20 protein-coding genes are annotated in these 17,525 nt (G+C 70.5%); 10 read left to right on the top strand and 10 right to left on the bottom strand.

The features are described from left to right. Positions 1-5: 5 nt before the first annotated feature. Positions 6-653: a dihydrofolate reductase family protein gene (locus ACFWBB_RS37365; RefSeq protein ID WP_385282056.1), complete on the top strand. Its 648-nt coding sequence runs from the start codon at positions 6-8 to the stop codon at positions 651-653. Positions 654-966: 313 nt separating this feature from the next. On the opposite strand, the gene ACFWBB_RS37360 is transcribed toward ACFWBB_RS37365, so the two are convergent. Together ACFWBB_RS37360 and ACFWBB_RS37355 are read right to left on the bottom strand one after the other, a co-directional pair. Then, on the bottom strand, positions 967-1,785 hold the full coding sequence (locus tag ACFWBB_RS37360) for an SDR family oxidoreductase (RefSeq protein ID WP_385282053.1): 819 nt from the start codon (positions 1,783-1,785) through the stop codon (positions 967-969). A gap of 103 nt (positions 1,786-1,888) precedes the next feature. Then, positions 1,889-2,344 carry a MarR family winged helix-turn-helix transcriptional regulator gene (locus ACFWBB_RS37355; RefSeq protein ID WP_385282051.1) on the bottom strand — a complete coding sequence of 152 codons (456 nt, stop codon included), beginning with the start codon at positions 2,342-2,344 and terminating at the stop codon, positions 1,889-1,891. Between the two features lie 98 nt (positions 2,345-2,442). Between ACFWBB_RS37355 and ACFWBB_RS37350 the strand changes: the two genes are divergently transcribed. The 4 genes from ACFWBB_RS37350 (at position 2,443) to ACFWBB_RS37335 (ending at position 6,621) form a co-directional block, all read left to right on the top strand. Next, positions 2,443-3,531: an epoxide hydrolase family protein gene (locus tag ACFWBB_RS37350; RefSeq protein ID WP_385282048.1), complete on the top strand. Its 1,089-nt coding sequence runs from the start codon at positions 2,443-2,445 to the stop codon at positions 3,529-3,531. A gap of 35 nt (positions 3,532-3,566) precedes the next feature. Next, complete coding sequence (locus ACFWBB_RS37345; RefSeq protein WP_385282045.1) at positions 3,567-3,938, top strand: VOC family protein; 372 nt, start codon at positions 3,567-3,569, stop codon at positions 3,936-3,938. 482 nt (positions 3,939-4,420) lie between these two features. Further along, positions 4,421-4,840, top strand: coding sequence for a PPOX class F420-dependent oxidoreductase (locus ACFWBB_RS37340; RefSeq protein WP_385282042.1), 420 nt, complete (start codon positions 4,421-4,423; stop codon positions 4,838-4,840). Positions 4,841-5,088: 248 nt separating this feature from the next. After that, on the top strand, positions 5,089-6,621 hold the full coding sequence (locus tag ACFWBB_RS37335; protein WP_385282039.1) for an MFS transporter: 1,533 nt from the start codon (positions 5,089-5,091) through the stop codon (positions 6,619-6,621). Positions 6,622-6,670: 49 nt separating this feature from the next. Here ACFWBB_RS37335 and ACFWBB_RS37330 read toward each other — a convergent pair whose 3' ends face one another. Next, positions 6,671-7,117, bottom strand: a complete 447-nt coding sequence (locus ACFWBB_RS37330) for a hypothetical protein (protein WP_385282036.1) — start codon at positions 7,115-7,117, stop codon at positions 6,671-6,673. A gap of 187 nt (positions 7,118-7,304) precedes the next feature. Next, positions 7,305-8,510: an erythromycin esterase family protein gene (locus ACFWBB_RS37325; protein WP_385282033.1), complete on the bottom strand. Its 1,206-nt coding sequence runs from the start codon at positions 8,508-8,510 to the stop codon at positions 7,305-7,307. A gap of 58 nt (positions 8,511-8,568) precedes the next feature. Here ACFWBB_RS37325 and ACFWBB_RS37320 point away from each other — a divergent pair, with 58 nt between their 5' ends. From ACFWBB_RS37320 to ACFWBB_RS37305, 4 genes are all read left to right on the top strand, one after another. Next, positions 8,569-9,318, top strand: a complete 750-nt coding sequence (locus tag ACFWBB_RS37320) for a TioE family transcriptional regulator (RefSeq protein WP_385282030.1) — start codon at positions 8,569-8,571, stop codon at positions 9,316-9,318. A gap of 173 nt (positions 9,319-9,491) precedes the next feature. Further along, entirely contained in the window at positions 9,492-9,845 is a 354-nt protein-coding gene (locus tag ACFWBB_RS37315) for a VOC family protein (protein WP_385282027.1), read from the top strand. Positions 9,846-10,022: 177 nt separating this feature from the next. Continuing rightward, positions 10,023-10,592 (top strand): TetR/AcrR family transcriptional regulator, encoded by a 570-nt coding sequence (locus tag ACFWBB_RS37310; protein ID WP_385282024.1) that lies wholly within the window; start codon positions 10,023-10,025, stop codon positions 10,590-10,592. 62 nt (positions 10,593-10,654) lie between these two features. Next, positions 10,655-11,515, top strand: a complete 861-nt coding sequence (locus tag ACFWBB_RS37305) for an oxygenase MpaB family protein (protein ID WP_385282021.1) — start codon at positions 10,655-10,657, stop codon at positions 11,513-11,515. A gap of 40 nt (positions 11,516-11,555) precedes the next feature. Here ACFWBB_RS37305 and ACFWBB_RS37300 read toward each other — a convergent pair whose 3' ends face one another. From ACFWBB_RS37300 to ACFWBB_RS37275, 6 genes are all read right to left on the bottom strand, one after another. Continuing rightward, positions 11,556-12,317 carry a hypothetical protein gene (locus tag ACFWBB_RS37300; protein ID WP_385282018.1) on the bottom strand — a complete coding sequence of 254 codons (762 nt, stop codon included), beginning with the start codon at positions 12,315-12,317 and terminating at the stop codon, positions 11,556-11,558. 114 nt (positions 12,318-12,431) lie between these two features. Continuing rightward, complete coding sequence (locus tag ACFWBB_RS37295) at positions 12,432-12,980, bottom strand: hypothetical protein (protein WP_385282016.1); 549 nt, start codon at positions 12,978-12,980, stop codon at positions 12,432-12,434. A 208-nt stretch (positions 12,981-13,188) separates the two neighbouring features. Continuing rightward, entirely contained in the window at positions 13,189-14,799 is a 1,611-nt protein-coding gene (locus ACFWBB_RS37290) for a cation acetate symporter (RefSeq protein ID WP_385282013.1), read from the bottom strand. Continuing rightward, positions 14,796-15,230 (bottom strand): DUF485 domain-containing protein, encoded by a 435-nt coding sequence (locus ACFWBB_RS37285; protein WP_385282010.1) that lies wholly within the window; start codon positions 15,228-15,230, stop codon positions 14,796-14,798. The genes ACFWBB_RS37290 and ACFWBB_RS37285 overlap by 4 nt, the downstream gene beginning before the upstream one ends. Positions 15,231-15,564: 334 nt before the next feature. Continuing rightward, entirely contained in the window at positions 15,565-15,693 is a 129-nt protein-coding gene (locus tag ACFWBB_RS37280; protein WP_385282007.1) for a hypothetical protein, read from the bottom strand. Between the two features lie 94 nt (positions 15,694-15,787). Next, positions 15,788-16,789: a helix-turn-helix transcriptional regulator gene (locus ACFWBB_RS37275; RefSeq protein WP_385282004.1), complete on the bottom strand. Its 1,002-nt coding sequence runs from the start codon at positions 16,787-16,789 to the stop codon at positions 15,788-15,790. Positions 16,790-16,947: 158 nt separating this feature from the next. Here ACFWBB_RS37275 and ACFWBB_RS37270 point away from each other — a divergent pair, with 158 nt between their 5' ends. Then, complete coding sequence (locus ACFWBB_RS37270) at positions 16,948-17,370, top strand: VOC family protein (protein WP_385282001.1); 423 nt, start codon at positions 16,948-16,950, stop codon at positions 17,368-17,370. Positions 17,371-17,525 lie beyond the last annotated feature (155 nt).

Genomic DNA, 17,525 nt, shown 5'->3' with positions numbered 1-17,525 from the left:
GTCCGGTGAACGACCCACATACGGAAAGGCAAGGCACCGTGAGCATCGTTACCGCAAACCTCGCCATTTCACTGGACGGATTCACCGCAGGCCCAGGTCAGAGCCTCGAGACCCCCTTCGGTACCGGAGCCGGCGCACTCACCGCCTGGATGCTCGAGGTGGACCAACCCGGGCGGGAGCGCGACGCGCAGCTTCTTCGGGCGCTGCACGAGAACACTGGTGCGCACATCATGGGGCGCAACATGTTCGGACCTGGCCGTGGCGCGTGGGACGAGAGCTGGACAGGCTGGTGGGGGTCCGAGCCGCCGTATCACGCGCCCGTCTTCGTCCTCACCCATCACGAGCGGCAACCGCTCGAGATGGACGGCGGTACGACGTTCACCTTTGTCACCGAGGGCCCTGAAGTCGCCCTCGAACGGGCGCGTAAGGCCGCGGGTGCGAGGGACGTGGAGATCGCGGGCGGCGCGGCGACGGTGCGTCAGTACCTTGCTGCGGGGCTGCTCGACGAGCTGGTGCTGCACCTGGTGCCCGTGGTTCTCGGCGCGGGAGAGCGTCTCTTCGACGACCTCGCAGAACTGGCCCTGACGCCGGCCGAAGTGATCGGTTCGCCCACCGTCACGCATCTGCGATACCGGACCGCGCAACAGTCGTAACGCCGCCCGGCACGCACGTCGGGCCATCACCGACCGCCACTGGTGTCATGACCGTGGACTGATCGGCGACGAGTTCCGCGACCCGCCTGGACGCCAGGACGCTGCGACGGCGCCTCACCGAGGAGGGAACCGGTTTCGACCGCCTGCGCGACGAGGCGCTGAGGGAACTCGCGCACCAGTACCTCACGGAGTCCTCCCGCTCGATGTGGCATGCGGCGCTCTCCGGGCTTTCGGAACAGTCGGCGCGGACGCGTGCTTGCGGCGCTGGTTCGGTCGGACGCCGACGGCGCTTCGGTGCGGCAAGCCGTAACGCTCAGCGAAGAAACTCGTGGGCGCCGCGGAGCCTCGTCCGCAACCGGTCCTGCGTCGCGCCGCTGTCGAGACGTACGTCGAGGGCTCCGGGCCGGGAGGACTCGGCTCGCCGCCCTGCGGGCAGCCGCGCACCGTCAAGGCCGTCGCGCCGGGCGATCAGCACACCGAGGTCGTGGCGGCTCAGGGCGTCCGATCCGGCGACGTGGAACATCCCGGCCGCGTCGGACAGTGCGATCTCCCACAAGGCGGCGGCCAGGTCCTCGACATGGACCGGGCAGCGAATGTCGTCGGTGAACAGGACCCCGTCGTGCGTGCCGTCCGCCAGGGCGTGCACCGCACGCTCGTGCACGGACCGGCCGTGCCCGATGATCAGCGACGTCCGTACGACGGCGGCGGTGGGCATCAGGAGCCGCACCGCCGTTTCGGCAGCGGCCTTCGCGGCGCCGTACGGGGTGACCGGATCGGGCGGGCAGCTCTCGTCGTAACGGACGCGCGCACCGGAGAACACCGCGTCGCTGGAGACATGCACCAGGCGGCAGCCCTGCTCGGCGGCGGACAGCGCCAAGCGGATGGGGCCATCGGCGGTGACCGCCCAGTCGGCCTTGGCGCTCGACGTGTTCACGATGATCGACGGGGCCACGTCGGCGATCAACCTGGAGACACGTGCGGGGTCGCGGAGGTCGAGCGGATGCCAGGCCACACCCGCGGCCCTGCCGGGCCTGGATGCGAACGTCGCGGATGTCGCTTTCCCCGCCGCGGTGGCCTGCCGGATCAGTTCGGCGCCCAGGAAACCGCTGCCCCCGATGATCAGGACCGTCATGGACCGACACGGTAGCGAACGCGACACGGCGCACGCGCATTTGCACCTCGTTCCTTCACGGGCCCTCGATCTCGGTACGGCATGCCGACATCCCCGGCGGGCGTCAGTGGGCAGGGCGGTGATGATCCGTCAGAACGGTCAGCAGAAGGATGAGTTCATCCTGCTGGACAGGGGTGAGGGGGGCGAGGAGTTCGCGCTGGGCGTCGGCGATGAGCGTATCGAGGCGCTCCAGGCGGCGGCGGCCGGTGGCGGTGAGGGTGACGACGTTGCGGCGGCGGTCGGCGGGATCCGGTTCGCGGCGGATGCATGCGGTGTCCGCGAGCTTGTTGAGGACGGCGACCATGTCGCTGCGGTAGATGCCGGTGCGGCGGCTGAGTTCGGCCTGACTGGCGGCGCCGGCCTCGGCGAGCGTGACCAGCACGGCGAAGTGCCACTTGTGGGCGTCTTCGGCGGCCAGGCGCTCGCCGACGAGCCGGTCGGCGACGACCGCGACCCCGGCGAGCAGGCGGCTGGGAACGACGCGTAGCCGGGCCGGGGTGGGTTCGGGGGTCGGGCTCATCGGGGGGATCCTCCACCTCTTGTGTTAGTGCCACTAACAGTCTACCTTCGTTAGTGGCACTAACGTTAGCTTCACAAACCAATCCAGGAGCGATGACCATGATCACGCCCTTCCGTATCGACATTCCCCAGGCCGACCTCGATGACCTGACCGACCGCCTCTCCCGCACCCGCTGGCCCAACGAGGTCGCCGACGCCGGGCCGGACTACGGCTTCCCGCTGGCGCGGCTGAAGGAGCTCGCCGAGTACTGGCGCACCGGCTACGACTGGCGCGCCCATGAGGCCCAGCTCAACGAGCTTCCGCACTTCACCACCGAGATCGACGGCCAGAACATCCACTTCGTCCACGTCCGGTCCGCGAAGCCGGACGCGCTCGCGCTGATCCTCACCCACGGCTGGCCCGGTTCGTTTCTGGAGTTCCTCGAGGTGATCGAACCGCTGTCGCGCGACTTCCATCTGGTGATCCCGTCCATCCCGGGCTACGGCTTCTCAGGGCCGACCCACGAGCGCGGCTGGGACATCGTCCACGTCGCGCGGGCCTGGGCCGAGCTGATGCGCCGCCTCGGGTACGAGCGCTACGGCGCGCAGGGCGGCGACTTCGGTTCGGGCATCTCCCTGGCGCTCGGCGCGGTGGCACCCGAGCAGGTGGTCGGCGTCCACGTCAACTACCTGCCGACCCGCCCCGATCCGGACGCCGACATCGAACTGTCCGAAACGGATGAAGCCCGGCTGGCCAAGGTCCGGCAGCTGATGGCGAATCGTCCGCCGTACCAGAGTCTGCAGGCCACCACCCCGCAGACCATCGGCTACGCGCTGACCGACTCACCGGTCGGCCAACTGGCCTGGATCGCCGAGCGCTTCGCACAGTGGACCGACCCGCGGTCGCAGATCAGCGACGAGCGGATGCTCACCGGCATCTCGCTGTACTGGCTGACCGCCACCGCGGCTTCGGCTGCGCGGTTGCACCGCGAGACGCCACGGCGGATCGAGCCGTGCCCGGTGCCGGTGGGCGTGGCGGTGTTCGCGCACGACATCACGCAGTCGGTGCGACCCCTGGCCGAGCGGCTGTACGACATCAGGCACTGGTCGGAGTTCGAGCGCGGTGGCCACTTCGCCGCGATGGAGGTACCGGAGCTGCTCGCCGAGGACGTCCGGGACTTCTTCCTGACCCGTGTCAAGCACGGCTAGGGCTGTTCGGGCGATCACCGGGCAGACTGGCCCGCATGCCTCTCTCGCTGCATCACATCGTCATCGACGCTCACGATCTGCCCACGCTGGCCCGGTTCTGGGCCGAGGTGCTGGGCTGGCGGATCCTGTCCGAGCGGGAGCGGGAAATCGTGATCGGGCCTGACGAGACGGCGCCGGTGGGCATCTGCTTCATGCCGGTGACGGACCGCAAGGTCGCCAAGAACCGTCTGCACCTCGATCTGACGGCCGCCGCGGAGGACCGGGAGGCCGAGATCGAGCGCATCATCGCGCTCGGCGCCCGCAGGTCGGACGTCGGCCAGAGCGGCAACGAGTCATGGACGGTGCTGGCCGATCCGGAGGGGAACGAGTTCTGCGTGGTCCGCCCGAAGGAGACCCTCATCGGCTAGGACTTGCTTCAGACCGTCACGTGCGATGCCTGAGAACGCGCTGACCCCGCTCGGGGCCGCTCTGCTGCGCCAGGCCCTGGCGGCCCGGGCAGGCGCGGCCCGTTCCGATCCGTAGGCGTGCGGCGCGACCTCAAGCGGGACAACGACCTTCCGGCGGCGCGCGGCGCGTCGGCGGGAAACCGCAGGCAGGAACCGTGATCAGGAACCGTGATCAGGAACCGTGATCAGGAACCGGGATCAGGAACGGAGCGAACACGGGTCGACCGCGCCCCCCGCCACCCCGGACGGGCGGCGCCGACCGTGGTGCGTCGCGATGGACACGAATCCCGGAGTCACCCCACGTTCCGCCGAACACACGGAGGTACTCGAACGTGGATCGCGCCGACCGGTGGCACCCGCGCCGGGCCGGCGTTGACCTCAACCAGGGTTGAGGTTCTAGCCTGCGTTCCAGCCGCTCCCGGAACTGAAAGGCAGGCACGGTCATGGCCTTCAACGAAGCCGAACGCAACTACCTGGAAGGGCGGTTCCTGGGACGGCTCGCCACGATGGGACCGGATGGAACCCCCCAGGTGCGACCGCTGGGATTTCGGCTGAACCAGGACGGGACCATCGACCTCGGCGGCCCCTGGGTGGCCTCCACCCAGCGCTGGCGCAATGTCCTGGCCAACCCCCGCGTGGCCTTCGTCATCGACGACATGACACCGGACGGCCCGGATGCGATCAAACCCGGTATGGGGCGGGGCGTGGAGATCCGCGGCCGGGCGGAGACACTCACCGTGGACGATCCACCCGGACCGCCAGGAATGACCAGCCCCGACATCATCCGCATCCACCCGGAACGGATCGTCAGCTGGCACATCGACCCGGCCATGCCGGACGGCCGCTCGGTCGACGTCCGCTGAGACACCCGGCACCGGCCGGGACCTCCTTGCCGTTCGGTGTCTTGCCGCCGGGCCGCCGGGCTGTCCGGGAGGTGTTGTCCAGGGGGCTGCGCCGCACACTACCCCCTCCGGTCCTGGGGTGCGTCGGGGTGTCCGCGGTCACTGCGTGAGTCACGCGAAAGCGGGCAGCAGGCTCTGTACGCATGGAAAACACCTGGCGCCTCACTGTGCGCACAGGTCATCTCACGCAATACAGGTAAGGAACCGCAGTGGCTGACGCACTGACCGACGGGCAGCCCGAACCAGCTCGGTCCGGGACTAGCGAGATCGCCGGTCTGCCCGCACAGGTCCGTCAGGATCTGACGAGCAGGCTGAAGCGGAACAAGCGTCCCTTCCGCGACGAGGACGTCCAGGTCGTCGAATCCCCGTTGCTCCGGCGTGCGGTCGGTGCCTCGGCGCTCGGCAACTGTATGGAGTGGTTCGACTTCGGCGTCTACAGCTACCTCGCCGCCACCATCGGAAAGGTCTTCTTCCCCGGGGCGTCTCCCGCCGCGCAGGTGATCTCGTCGTTCGCCACCTTCGCGGCGGCGTTCGTCGTGCGCCCGCTGGGCGGCCTCGTCTTCGGGCCGCTCGGGGACCGTCTCGGCCGGCAGAAGATCCTCGCCACCACCATGATCATGATGGCGGTCGGCACGTTCGCCATCGGTCTGATCCCCAGCTACGCCACGATCGGCATCGCCGCACCGATCCTGCTGTTGCTGGCCCGCATGCTGCAGGGCTTCTCCACCGGCGGCGAGTACGGAGGCGCCACGACCTTCGTCGCCGAGTACTCGCCCGACCGTCGTCGCGGCTTCCTCTCCAGCTGGCTCGACTTCGGCACCTTCGTCGGGTACGCGCTGGGCTCCGCCCTGGTCACCACGCTGAATCTCGCCCTCAGCGACGCGCAGATGCTCTCCTGGGGCTGGCGGATCCCGTTCCTGATCGCGGGCCCGCTCGGGGTGATCGGCCTCTACATGCGTCTCAAGCTCGAGGAGTCGCCCGCTTTCCAGCAGCAGCTCGACGAACACGAGCAGAGCCTCGCCAAGGAATCGGCGGGCACCGAGTTCCGGACCATCGTCCGGGAGCACTGGCGGGCCCTGCTCATCTGCACGGGACTCGTACTGCTCTACAACGTCACCAACTACATGGTCACGGGGTTCCTGCCCACGTATCAGACGGAGACCCTCGGCCGCTCCAGCAGTTCCGCGGACGTCCTCGTGCTCGTGGGCATGGTGTGGATCGTGCTGCTGATCACGTTCCTCGGCAGGCTCAGCGACCGCGTCGGACGGCGCCCGCTCTACGGCTTCGCGGCGGTGGGCATGATCCTGCTCGCCATCCCCTCCTTCGCGCTGATCAAGATGGACGGCACCTGGCCCCCGATCCTCGGTGTGCTGATCCTGTCCACCCTGCTGGCGTGCTTCGCCGCGCCGAGCGCCGCGACACTGCCCGCGCTCTTCCCGACGGCCGTCCGTTACGCCGCCATGGGCATCGGCTTCAACTTCGCGGTGGCCGCGTTCGGCGGTACCACTCCGCTGGTCACGGAGGCGCTGGTGAGCCTCACCGGAAACGACATGATGCCCGCCTACTACCTCATGGCGGCGGGCGCCATCGGGCTGTTCACCGTCCGCTTCCTGCCCGAGAGCGCCCAGGTCTCCCTCCGTGGCTCCCAGCCCATGGTGGGTTCGAAGGAGGAGCGACGGGAACTGATCGCCACCTCGCAGGAGCTGTACCGGGTCGGCCGGGACATGTCCGGCCGCCGCTGATTCCTCCTGCCCGGCCGACTGCACGGGGAGCGGGAGTTTCCGGCCCGGGTCAGCAGGCGTCGTACTTCCAGGCGTCGCCCTCCAGCGTCCACGGCTGCTTCGTCTGGTCGAACTTGGGCAGGCCTGCCACCTTGTAGGTGGCGCGGCCGAGGTCGCCCGACACGTCGGCCTGCACGTCGGTCGCCAGGTGGTCGGGCCCGTAGTCCGTCTTCACCTGCTTCACGACGCCGGCGTACGTGTCCTTGGTGATCTCCTTCGCGCAGCGCGCGGACAGCATGGCGTACGCGGTGTCGGTGTCGGCGGCGAAGTAGGCGGCGGTGTACACGGCGACGGCGGCCTCGAGGTCGTCGCCCTCGTGCTCGGCGGGGACACTCACGGTGGGCTCGGCGGAGGGTGTCCCGCTGTCGCTGGCGGCCGGAGCGTCGTCGGACGAGGAGCAGGCGGTGAGCGCGGCGAGGAGCAGAGCCGCGGTGGCGATGGTCGCGCGAGTGCGCATGGTTGTCCCCCCTGGACAGTGATGCTTGAGAGGGCATGCTGCCATGCCCGGAACGGTGAGCACCCGGAGGGTGGGATTTCGGCGGGGCCCTGTGACCAGGCTGCTATGGGGATGTGACAGCCGGGGGGCACCAGCGTCGGTACCGCGGCCCCCGACGTGTCACTGCGGCCGGGTGCGAAGTCGGTCGTCAGGCCCGCGGCACGTCCTTGACGAACACGATCCCGTCGAGCCCGGCCAGGTGCTCCGGGTCGAGTGGGGCGTAGCCGTACCAGGGGGACACGCGGGCGGCGGGCCGAGTGTCGCCGAGGGCGGTGGCGAGCCTTGAGGCGTCGACGACGTAGCGGTGGTCGGGGAGGGCGTAGAGGAGCCCCTCGACGGCGTCCGGTGGCGGGGTGTCCACTCCCCGGTGCCGGAGCGTGCCGAGGGCCGTGGCCAGGAAGGCGTACTCCCGGCCCAGGAGGGCGCTCACCAGCGCGCCGGCGCTCCACCATTCCACCGGCAGTCCGCCCATCCGCATCGTGCTCTTGGCCCGCTGGAGATGGGCGTTGTGGGCGTGGACGAGTGCCGGGCCCCGTTCGGCGACAGCGAGGAGGCTGTCGGCCATCATCTGGTCCCGCAGGCCCACCATCCGTGCCATGCGGCCCGGTGAGGTGTCGGCCATCCAGAAGTGGTAGCGCAGCAGACCGACGGCGGTGCGCCCGTACTGGCGTGCCCTGTCCAGGTCGTCCCGTGAGGCGGCCGGCGTTCGCAGGTGCGGTGCCTGCGCGTCGAGCAGCGCCGCCAGATCGTCGGCGAGCAGTCGCAGCTCCCTGGCCTGGACCGACTGCCCTACGGATGCGGACGGGTTCATCATGGCGGCGGGGTCGGTCCACCGGTCGTCGGCACCGAGCAGCCGGTCGAGCGTGTCCGCGGTGCAAGGGAGCAGGTCCGCGTTCACGCGGTCCGCCAGGTAGTCGTGGAGCGCGGTGAGTGCCTGCCTGGGGCTCGCGGCGCCGGTGATCTCCACGGGGCCGTCGAAACCGGCGAAGCGGACCCGCTCGGACACGGGCCGGCGGTCGTTGTGGGCGCGCATCCAGCGCACGAGCTCGCGGTTGGCCGCGGACGCTCCCCACCCGTGGCTGAATCCGCGCTCCATCACTCCGTCGAGGGTGCCTCGCCCCGAGGTGACGTAGTCGTCCACGACCAGGCCCCGCAGGCAGTCGCTCTCTATCGCGATCGTCCGGAAGCCTTCCTGCTCGACGAGCTGTCGGAAGAGCTCGTTGCGCAGGTCGAGCAGGGTGTCCTCGCCGTGGGTGGGCTCGCCGAGGGCGAGCAGCCGTGGGCGGGCCGGGAGCAGCCTCATGACGGCGGAGGCCTCGAAGGTTTGGGCGGTGTGCTTGATGTCAGCAGCCATGCCTTGAACGGTATCGTTGAACCTTCGGTGGAAACTTTTACGCGATATCGGCGGGTCGATGAAGCGGAACCTTCAAAACGGTGAGCGGCTGAGGCCGGTCGATCTGGCACGTGGGCACGGTCTGTCGACGCAGGCGATCAGGAACTACGAGGAGGCCGGCATCCTCCCGACCGCCGACCGAACCCTCCACGGCTACCGCACCTACACCTCGCTGCACGCGGGGGCCCTGCGCGCCTTCCTCGCCCTGGTGCCCGGCCACGGCCACCGGACGGCGACATTGATCATGCGGGCGGTGAACGAGGGCGCGGCCGAGGAGGCCTTCCGGCTCATCGACGAGAGCCACGCCCAGCTCCTCGACGACCGCCGGACCCTCGAGGCCGTGCGACGCGCCCTCCGTGACCTCGAGCTCACAGCGGCGGCCGAGCCCGAACCGGGTCCGGGCTCCACCAGGGTGACAGGGTCCGGCGGAACGTTCATCGGGCCGCTGGCGGGGAAGCTCGGGCTCCGGCCCGCGACGTTGCGCAAGTGGGAGCGTGCCGGGGTGGTGCGCCCGCGCCGCGACCCGCTGACCGGGTACCGCGTCTACGAGGAGGCCGATGTACGGGACGCCCGGCTGGCCCACCAGCTCAGGCGCGGCGGGTATCTGCTGGGGCAGATCGCTCCGCTGATCGCCCAGGTGCGGGAGGCCGGCGGGCTGGAGCCGCTGGAGGCCGCCCTGAGCGACTGGCGCGGCCGGCTGTCCGTCCGCGGGCGGGCGATGCTGGCAGGGGCGGCCGAGCTGGAGACGTACCTCCGCGAGCGCGGATGAGACGCAGGTCGCCGGCCGAGGAGGGCAGGAGTCACACCGGTCGCCCTCGGCCATGACGTGCTGCGCCCCGTCTTACGTCGGGTGCTACGAGTTGCCCGGCGATGGAGATGGCGGGGAGGCCGGCGGTGGTGTGGTGCCGGCCCGCCCGATCGCCGTCCTGGCAAGATGGCGGCATGGAACGTGTGCTTGGAATCGGTGGGTACTTCCTGCGGGCAGCCGACCCCGCGGCCCTGAGCGCGTGGTATCGCGATTGCCTGGGTCTGGACGCCGATGAGCACGGCCTGTGGCAGCAGGAAGCAGGGCCGACGGTGTTCGCGGCGTTCGAGTCCGAGACCGACTACTTCGGGTCCCGTACCCAGCGGACCATGCTCAACTTCCGGGTCCGCGACCTGGATGCGATGCTCGCGCAGCTGCGCGCCAGGGGAGCGGACGTGGCCGGAGAACCGCAGGACATGGAGGGTGTCGGCCGATTCGGCTGGGTCACCGATCCCGAGGGCAATCGGGTCGAGCTGTGGCAGCCCGCCTGACACCGGTCTCCCGCAGTCGGCGGCCTCGTCGCGCGGCTCTCCCCGCTCGAGCCCGGGACCTCGGCCTCCTCACGGACCGCGTCCCCCTGAACCACCTTTAAGATATGGCGATTTATCTTACGGCTCCCAGGGTGGGGCGCTAGAATAAGATAGGCAAGCCTATTCAAGGAGGGGTGGATGCCCGAGCGACGCCGCGGAGCGGCACTGGAGAAGGCGCTCCTCGATGCGGCCTGGGGAGAACTCACGGACAACGGCTACGCCCGGTTCACCATGGACGCCGTCGTTCGGCGCGCGGGCACCAGCCCGCCCGTTCTCTACCGCCGCTGGTCGGACCGCGACGAACTCGTCCGGGCAGCCATCGTCCACAACCTGAAGGAGTACCGCCTCGACACTCCCGACACGGGAAGTCTGCGAGGGGACGTCCTCACCCTCATGCGGGAGATCAACGCCACCCGGGTCCCGTTCATCACCGTCATGAGCGTGCAGCTGGCCGACTACTACCGGGAGACCGGTACCAGCCCCGACGACCTGCGCGATCCCCTCGTGACGGGGCGCAAGGAAGCCCTCGACGCGCTGTTCGACCGTGCTGTCGACCGCGGCGAGATCACACCGGAACACCTCACCGAACGCATCAAGTCCCTCCCCTTCGACCTGCTGCGCCACGAGATCCTCACGACCTTCGCTCCCGTGCCCGACGGCGTCCTCGAAGAGATCGTCGACATGGTCTTCCTTCCTCTGGTCCACTGACAGCCGTGCTCCGATCCGGGCGGGCATCGCGGACACTGGAGGGGGGAGACGGGAGACAGACCATGCTGACCGCAGTGCGTGAACAACTGGGCGGGGCGCTGTTCCGGCGCGTCGCCGGCCCCGACGGACCGGCGACGCGTGCCCGCATCCACCACACCCCCGGCCCACGCTGGTTCGCACCGGACCGCCCGATCCGCACCGTCCACGGTGACGCCTCGATGTTCATCGGCGGGCTGAGCGCACTGCTGCTGCAGTCCCTGCACCCGCTCGCCATGGCGGCGGTGGCCGGGCATTCCGGATACCGCGGCGACCCCTGGGGCCGACTGCAACGCACCAGCACCTTCCTGGCCGTCACGACCTACAGCACGGCCGCGGACGCTCAGCGGGCGGTCGACCACGTCCGCGCCATCCATGAGCGGATCCGCGGAACGACGGTCGAGGGCGTGCCCTACCACGCGGCAGATCCGCACCTGCTCGGCTGGGTGCACGCCGCCGAGACGGACAGCTTCCTGCGTGCTCACGAACGCTTCGGGGCCCGCCCGCTGGACGCCGCCGGCTACGACGCCTACGTGGCCGACACCGCGCGCGTCGCCGACGCGCTGGGGGTGAGCGACCCACCACGCGACCGCCGAGAACTGTCCGAGCGCCTGACGGCCTACCGGCACGAGCTCAGGGCCACCTCCGAGGCCCGGGCCGCCGCCCGCTTCCTGCTGTTCCAGCCACCCCTGCCCCTCGCGATGCGCCCCTTCTACGGCGGGCTGGCCGCGAACGCCGTCGTGCTGCTCCCGCCCTGGGCCCGCGGCATGCTGTGGCTGCCCCGGGTGCCGGTCGTCGAGAACCTCGCCGTACGCCCCACCGGACAGGCCCTGACCCGGACCATCCGCTGGGCCATGAACCCGCCGCGCCAGTCCCGCCCGACGTGAGCGCGCGGCGCGGAGGGGCTGAGCGGTCGAGCCGTCGGGCTCAGGCCGTGCTCGCGTACAACTCCTGCAACGGCTGAGCCGAGTCGGTGCCCGAGTGGCCGAAGGGCGCGTCGAAGCTCCAGACCAGGAAGAGCAGGAAGACCACCAGGGCGCTGAACGCGGTGGCCAGCATCAACTCCCGGGCGGAACGACGGATCTGCAATGCGTAGAGCAGGCCCAGTGTGACCATCCCGCCGGCGATCAGGCCGAACCAGACCACCCCCGGCAGGGTGCTGCCGGCGCTGTCGAGGCGCTGGTGGCGCGCGTCGTCGGCGGCGGCGACCTGGTCGAGGAGCGGCTGGTAGGCCTGCGCCTGGAGTTCGTCGGTGGGCGTGTGGTGCGCGATGTCACGGCGGATGCGGGTCAGCAACCGGCCGCCGGTGGCGTCGACCGGACCGTCGTCCTCCATGGCCGGCCACTCGGTGGTGACGGCGTGTCGGGCGTAGGCGTCGATGTGCTGCTGGACCTGGACGTGGAAGGCGGCGGGGTAGACGTCCAGACGCTGGTCGATCTCGTAGAGCGCCTGGGCCTCGCGCTGCACGGTGTCCTCGGCGGCGCCGCGTGCCTCCCAGACGCCGGCGATCGCCAGGCCCAGGACGATGGCGTAGACGACGCCGACCATCATCACCATGTACTCGAGTACGTCGGGAGTCTGTGAGGTGTCCTCGTCGTCCGCGACGCGGCGGTGGCGCATCACGGTGGCGGCGACGACGAAGGCGCAGACCAGCGCACAGACCAGGGTGTAGATCAGCCATTCCGGCACAGCAGGACTCCAGGACGGGCGGACGGGCGGCGAGAGGAGGGGCGACGAGGGGGACGGGCGGACACGCGGACGAAGCGGTGTCGCGGACGCGGTGAAGGGCGGCCCGCGGGCGGGTCAGCCGCCGTTGCGACGCCGGGAGCCCGGGCGCAGCGCGGCGGCGGCCAGGATGGCGGGAGTGGTGATCACGACGGTGGTCATCGTGGTGGACAGGCCGGCGGGCGCCGGGCGGGCGGACCCGCCCCCGTAGTGGAAGCGGGGCACCCAGCGGAAGGGTGCGGCGCGTGGCGCCGGGGCGGGGGCCGGGGCGGGCGCGTCGGTGTCGACGCGGTCGGTCTCGGGCGGCGGTTGCGGTGCGGGTGCCGGCCGTACGGCGGGCCGGGGGAGCGGAGGTGCCGGGGGGTGCGGAGCCGCCAGGCGGTCGACAGGGGGAGGTGCCGGTGCCCGTGGGACCGGCGTGCGCGACGGCCGCCGTGCGGGCGTGGGCGAAGGGGTGGCCGGCCGATGCCCGGAGGAGGCGCCGATCTCGACCCAGCCGTCGTCGGCGCACACCACCACGTGCGCGGTGGTGTGCGTGGTGTCGACGAGGACGGCCGGACCGCCGGCGCCCGGCAGGGGGCAGAGCGCGGCGGCCGTTCCGAGACCGACGGTGATCCAGCCGCTCACCAGTGCTCTTCCTCTCCGCTGACGGTGTTTGTGCCTCGGACGGAGGCACGGACGAGGTGACACCGATGCGCTCACCGGGCGGTGGTCGTTCGGCAACGGAAGTAACGATCACGCTCGGCGCGGGGACACGGCTGCGCCCGGCCTTCGGCTCGCTGCTCTCGGCGCGGACCGCGTCCCGGCTGTGGGGCCGGGACCGGGGCGGACGGATTCACCGGCTCCTGGGACCTGGTGGGCCGGCGAGGAGGAGGGGTTCGATGGCCGCATAGCGTTCGCGTTCGCGTGCGGTCGCCTTCCGGCCGGACAGGAGGGTGCCGAGCAGGCCGCACAGGAAACCCGCCGGTACCGAGACGAGAGCGGTGGTCGTGAAAGGGAACCAGTTGAAGTCGACTTCCGGGAACGCCGATCCGGGGGAGCCGGAGACAAGGTTGGTGCCGGTCATGAGGACGAGGACGCTGACGGTTCCGCCGATGAGCGTGCACAGCAGGCCGGCGCGGGTGAAGCGCCGCCAGAAGAGGCTGTAGACGAGCGCGGGGGCGATGGCCGACGCGCCGAGGCAGAAGGAGACGGTGGCGAGCGGCTGGAGGCTGCGGTGCTGGGCGATGACGGCCAGCACGATGACCGGGAGGCCCACGGCCAGCGCGGCAGCCCTCGCCAGGGCCATCTCGCGCAGCGGCGACACGTTGGGCCGGGCGGCGGCGATGTCGTGGGCCAGTGAGTTGGCGCAGGCCAGCGTCATGCTGGCCACGGAGGCAAGCAGGGTCAGGAAGATCGCCGTCGTGACGGTGGCGAACAGCAGGCTCTCGGGGCGGGAGAGGTGCACCCCGAACGCGGCTCGTGAACCGAGCAGGTAGGCGGTGTTGCCGCGCGGGTCGGCACCGGCGACGCCCGCGCGCCCGATGAGGGCCGTGGCGCCCACGCCGATCACGGTGATCACGGCGATGAACAGGGTGACCGTCGAGATCGCCCAGGACATCGCGCGGCGCACCTGCGGAGCGCTGCCGGCGGTGTACATCCGCATGGTGACGTGCGGCAGACAGGCGCCGCCCAGCACGATGGCGCACTGGGTGCTCACCATGTCGAGTCCGCGGTGCGGACCGCTCGCGAACTGCAGACCGTAGTGCAGGAAGTTCTCCTCGGCGCCGCTGCCGTGGGCGGCGGCCTGGAAGAGGGTTCGGGGGCTCCATCCGAAGGTGTGCAGGATGAGGCCGGCGACGACAAGGCCCGACCCGAGCAGGATGACCGTCTTGAGGATCTGGATCAGGGCGGTGCCCCGCATGCCCCCGATGGCCGCGTAGCTGATCATCAGGGTGCCTGCCCCGATGACGCAGCCGGTCCGCATCGCGCCGTCGGGGAAGCCGAGGACGTATGCCAGCAGCTGGCCCACCCCGGCCAGTTGGACGACCATCATCGGCACCAGCGCGGCGAGGGTGACCAGGCACGCGGTGACGCGCACCGCACGGCCCGGCAGCCGTCTGCCGAGTGCGTCGGCCATGGTGAACCGGCCGGTGTGGTGCAGGGGTTCGGCCAGCAGCACCATCAGGAGCAGCAGGGATAGCACGGTGCTCAGGGCCAGTACGACACCGTCGTAGCCGCACAGCGCGATGACCCCGCCGATGGTGAGCACGGTGGCGGCGGAGATGTAGTCACCGGCGATGGCCAGGCCGTTGCGCAGGGGTGACAGGGAGCGGTAGCCGGTGTAGAACTCGTCGAGGTCGTCGCGGTCGGGACCGGTGAGCACGCAGAGCATGAGCGTCAGCGTCACGACACTGCAGAACGCCACCAGGGACCAGGACTGCGCGGTGCCGTCGAACTCCGTCACGACCGTATCTCCTCGTGCGGGACGTGGTCGGGCCTGTGGTGTACCAGACGGGCCAGCGGGTCGACGTACCGGCGCGCGGTGTACTCGTAGAGGATCACGGCCAGCCAGGTGACGGGCAGTTGCACCAGGGCGAGGAGGAGTCCGGTGGGGAGGCCGCCCGGTGCGGCGCGGGTCATGACGGAGGGGGCTTCGACGGTGAGGGTGAGGAAGACGGCGAAGTAGCCGAGCGCGGCGAACGTGGCGACGCGCCGTTGCCAGCGGCAGGCCCGGCGCAGGCGGCGGAGGTCGCGGTGCCTGCTGGTGCACGGTCGGGCGTGCACCGACCGGCTGGTCCCGTCCTGCGGTGCGGCCCACTGCGGGGTCGCGGCTCGGGAGGCGTGGCGGCCGGGCCGGTGCCGGGCCGGAGGTAACTCGGAACTGTGGGTGGACATCCCAGGATCTCCTGCTGGGTCGTGGCCCCTGAGTGCGGACCGCGCGGAAATGGGGGAGCGGTTCAACTGTTCGGGTGAGCGCACGCTATGCGGGTGCCGGACCGCGCGCAGAGACTTCCGTGAACTCCCTGGTGAGGGCCGTCGCGGCGCTCTGACCTCGGGTGTTGTGGAAGTGGAGGGTGTGACGACGGGGTACGGCGGTGCTGTACGGGGCACGCGCGTCGAATGGTTCGGATGGGTGCCGGAAGCGGTGCGTGGGGGCCCGGCGATGCGCGGGTGCGGGTGCGGGTGCGGGTGCGGGTGTGGGTGCGGGTGCCGGCGTCGGCGTCGGGCGCTAGCGGCGCGGGCCGTTCGTACGGCTGCCGGTCGGCGTGCGGTGGACGACGTGCGCGGCGGCCACGTCCAGGGCGGCGTGGCCGGTGGACTTGCAGACGGTGAGCTGATCCGGCAAAGGGTCGTTCATGCGAACCTCTTCCCTGCTCTCGGACCGCGTGCAACTGAGTGTTGGGTCGGCCCCGGAGGTTCGGAGGGCTTGAGCGACGTGGTGAGTTCTGTTCTCACCGCGCCGGGCCGGTCTCTGGTCTTGTGGTGCGGGCGGCGTGGGCGTAGCGGGCGGCGAGGTCCCCGAATGCGGTGGCCAGTCGGGGTGGGCCGATGACTTCGATATCGGTGTCGAAGCGGCCGATGGCGGCGGCGAGACCGGTCCATGACCAGGAGCCGAGGATGAGCCGGCAGTGACGGGAGCCGAGTTCCTCAACGATTCCGTCCTCGGCGAAGGGCGCGACATCGGCGGCCGGGAGGCGGAGGATGACTTCGCCTTGGCAGGGCCAGTCGGTGGTGGTGCCGTCGTTGCCGCGGAACCGGCTGGTGATGAAGGTGGAGACAGTGCCGCCGGGGAGGTCACGAGGGGTGAAGCGGGGGCCGGTGGGTGTGCGGGGCCGGATGCGGTCGGCGCGGAAGGTACGCCAGTCCTCGCGGTGGAGGTCCCAGGCCACGAGGTACCAGCGATGACGCCAGGTGACCAGGTGGTGGGGTTCTGTGCGGCGGACGTCATCGGCCGAGGTGCTTGGACCCGGGGCGTAGTCGAAGCGCAGTTCCTCGCGGGCTTGGATGGCGCGGCTCAGGTCCATCAGGACCTGGGCGTCGACCTGGGGGGTGTCGCCGACCGCCGCGGGCGGTTGGACGGCGGTGATGTGCAACAGGTCGATGCGGTGGCGCAGGCGGGGTGGCATGACCTGGCGGAGGGTGGCCAGCGCGCGGGTAGCGTCTTCGGCGACGGTGGTGCCGGCGGCCGCGGTCTGCAGCGCGACGGCCAGGGCGACGGCCTGGTTGTCGTCGAACAACATGGGCGGCAGGTGAGTGCCGGCCTCCAGACGGTAGCCGCCGGCCGGTCCTTTGAGGGTCTTGATCGGGTAGTCGAGTTCGCGCAGGCGGTCGATGTCACGGCGCACCGTGCGCGACGTGATGCCGAGACGCTCGGCGAGATCATCGCCGGACCAGTCACGGGGCGTTTGAAGGAGCGAGAGCAGCGCGAGCAGCCGGGCAGACGTTTTATGCATGGCACCCATACTCCCTGGAGTACCGGACACAACCTGTCCTCTACCTCTGCCATCGTGGCATACGAGCCGCTCGGGAGGCATCGCTCCTGGTCACGGCAGCCGCCGCTGGAGCTGGGACGGGCGGCGGTGTATTCATCACATCGAGCAAGGAGCAGGTCATGTCCGTCACGACCACCACTCACCTGAACTTCCGGGGCACCGCACGTGAGGCGCTGGACTTCTACCAGTCCGTCTTCGGCGGACGTACTGTCGCGGTCACCTACAAGGACGCGGGCGCCGTGCAGGATGAGAGCGAGGCGGACTGGGTGATGTGGGGCGAGGTGGCCGGCGACAACGGCTTCCACGTGATGGCCTACGACGTGCCCTCGCAGCTGCCCTGGAACCAGGGCGAGAACCCGTTCTTCGTCTCCGTGCGTGGCGACGACGCCGAGGAGATCAGCGCCCTGTGGGGCAAGCTCGCCGAGAGCTCGACCATCGTGCGTCCGCTGGAGCCCGCGCAGTGGGCACCGCTGTACGGCATGCTCACCGACCGCTTCGGCATCACCTGGGTCCTGGACGTCACCGCTCCGTACAGCGGCTGAACCAACCGACCGACCTGACATGCCTGCGCCGTCCGGGCCGCAGCCCCACCGGCGGCCCCGGCGGCGCAGGCACCCCACACGTAAGGCGGCGGCAGGAAAAGGGACACCCGGTGGATGCGGTAGCAGGGACGGGCCCGCCACGAAGTCAGTGCCTA

This window comes from Streptomyces sp. NPDC060000, from assembly GCF_042737375.1.
In the GTDB taxonomy this organism is placed as follows: Bacteria; Actinomycetota; Actinomycetes; order Streptomycetales; family Streptomycetaceae; genus Streptomyces.
Note: the sequence above shows the minus strand (reverse complement) of the source record. Positions and strands in the feature narration are given on the sequence as shown.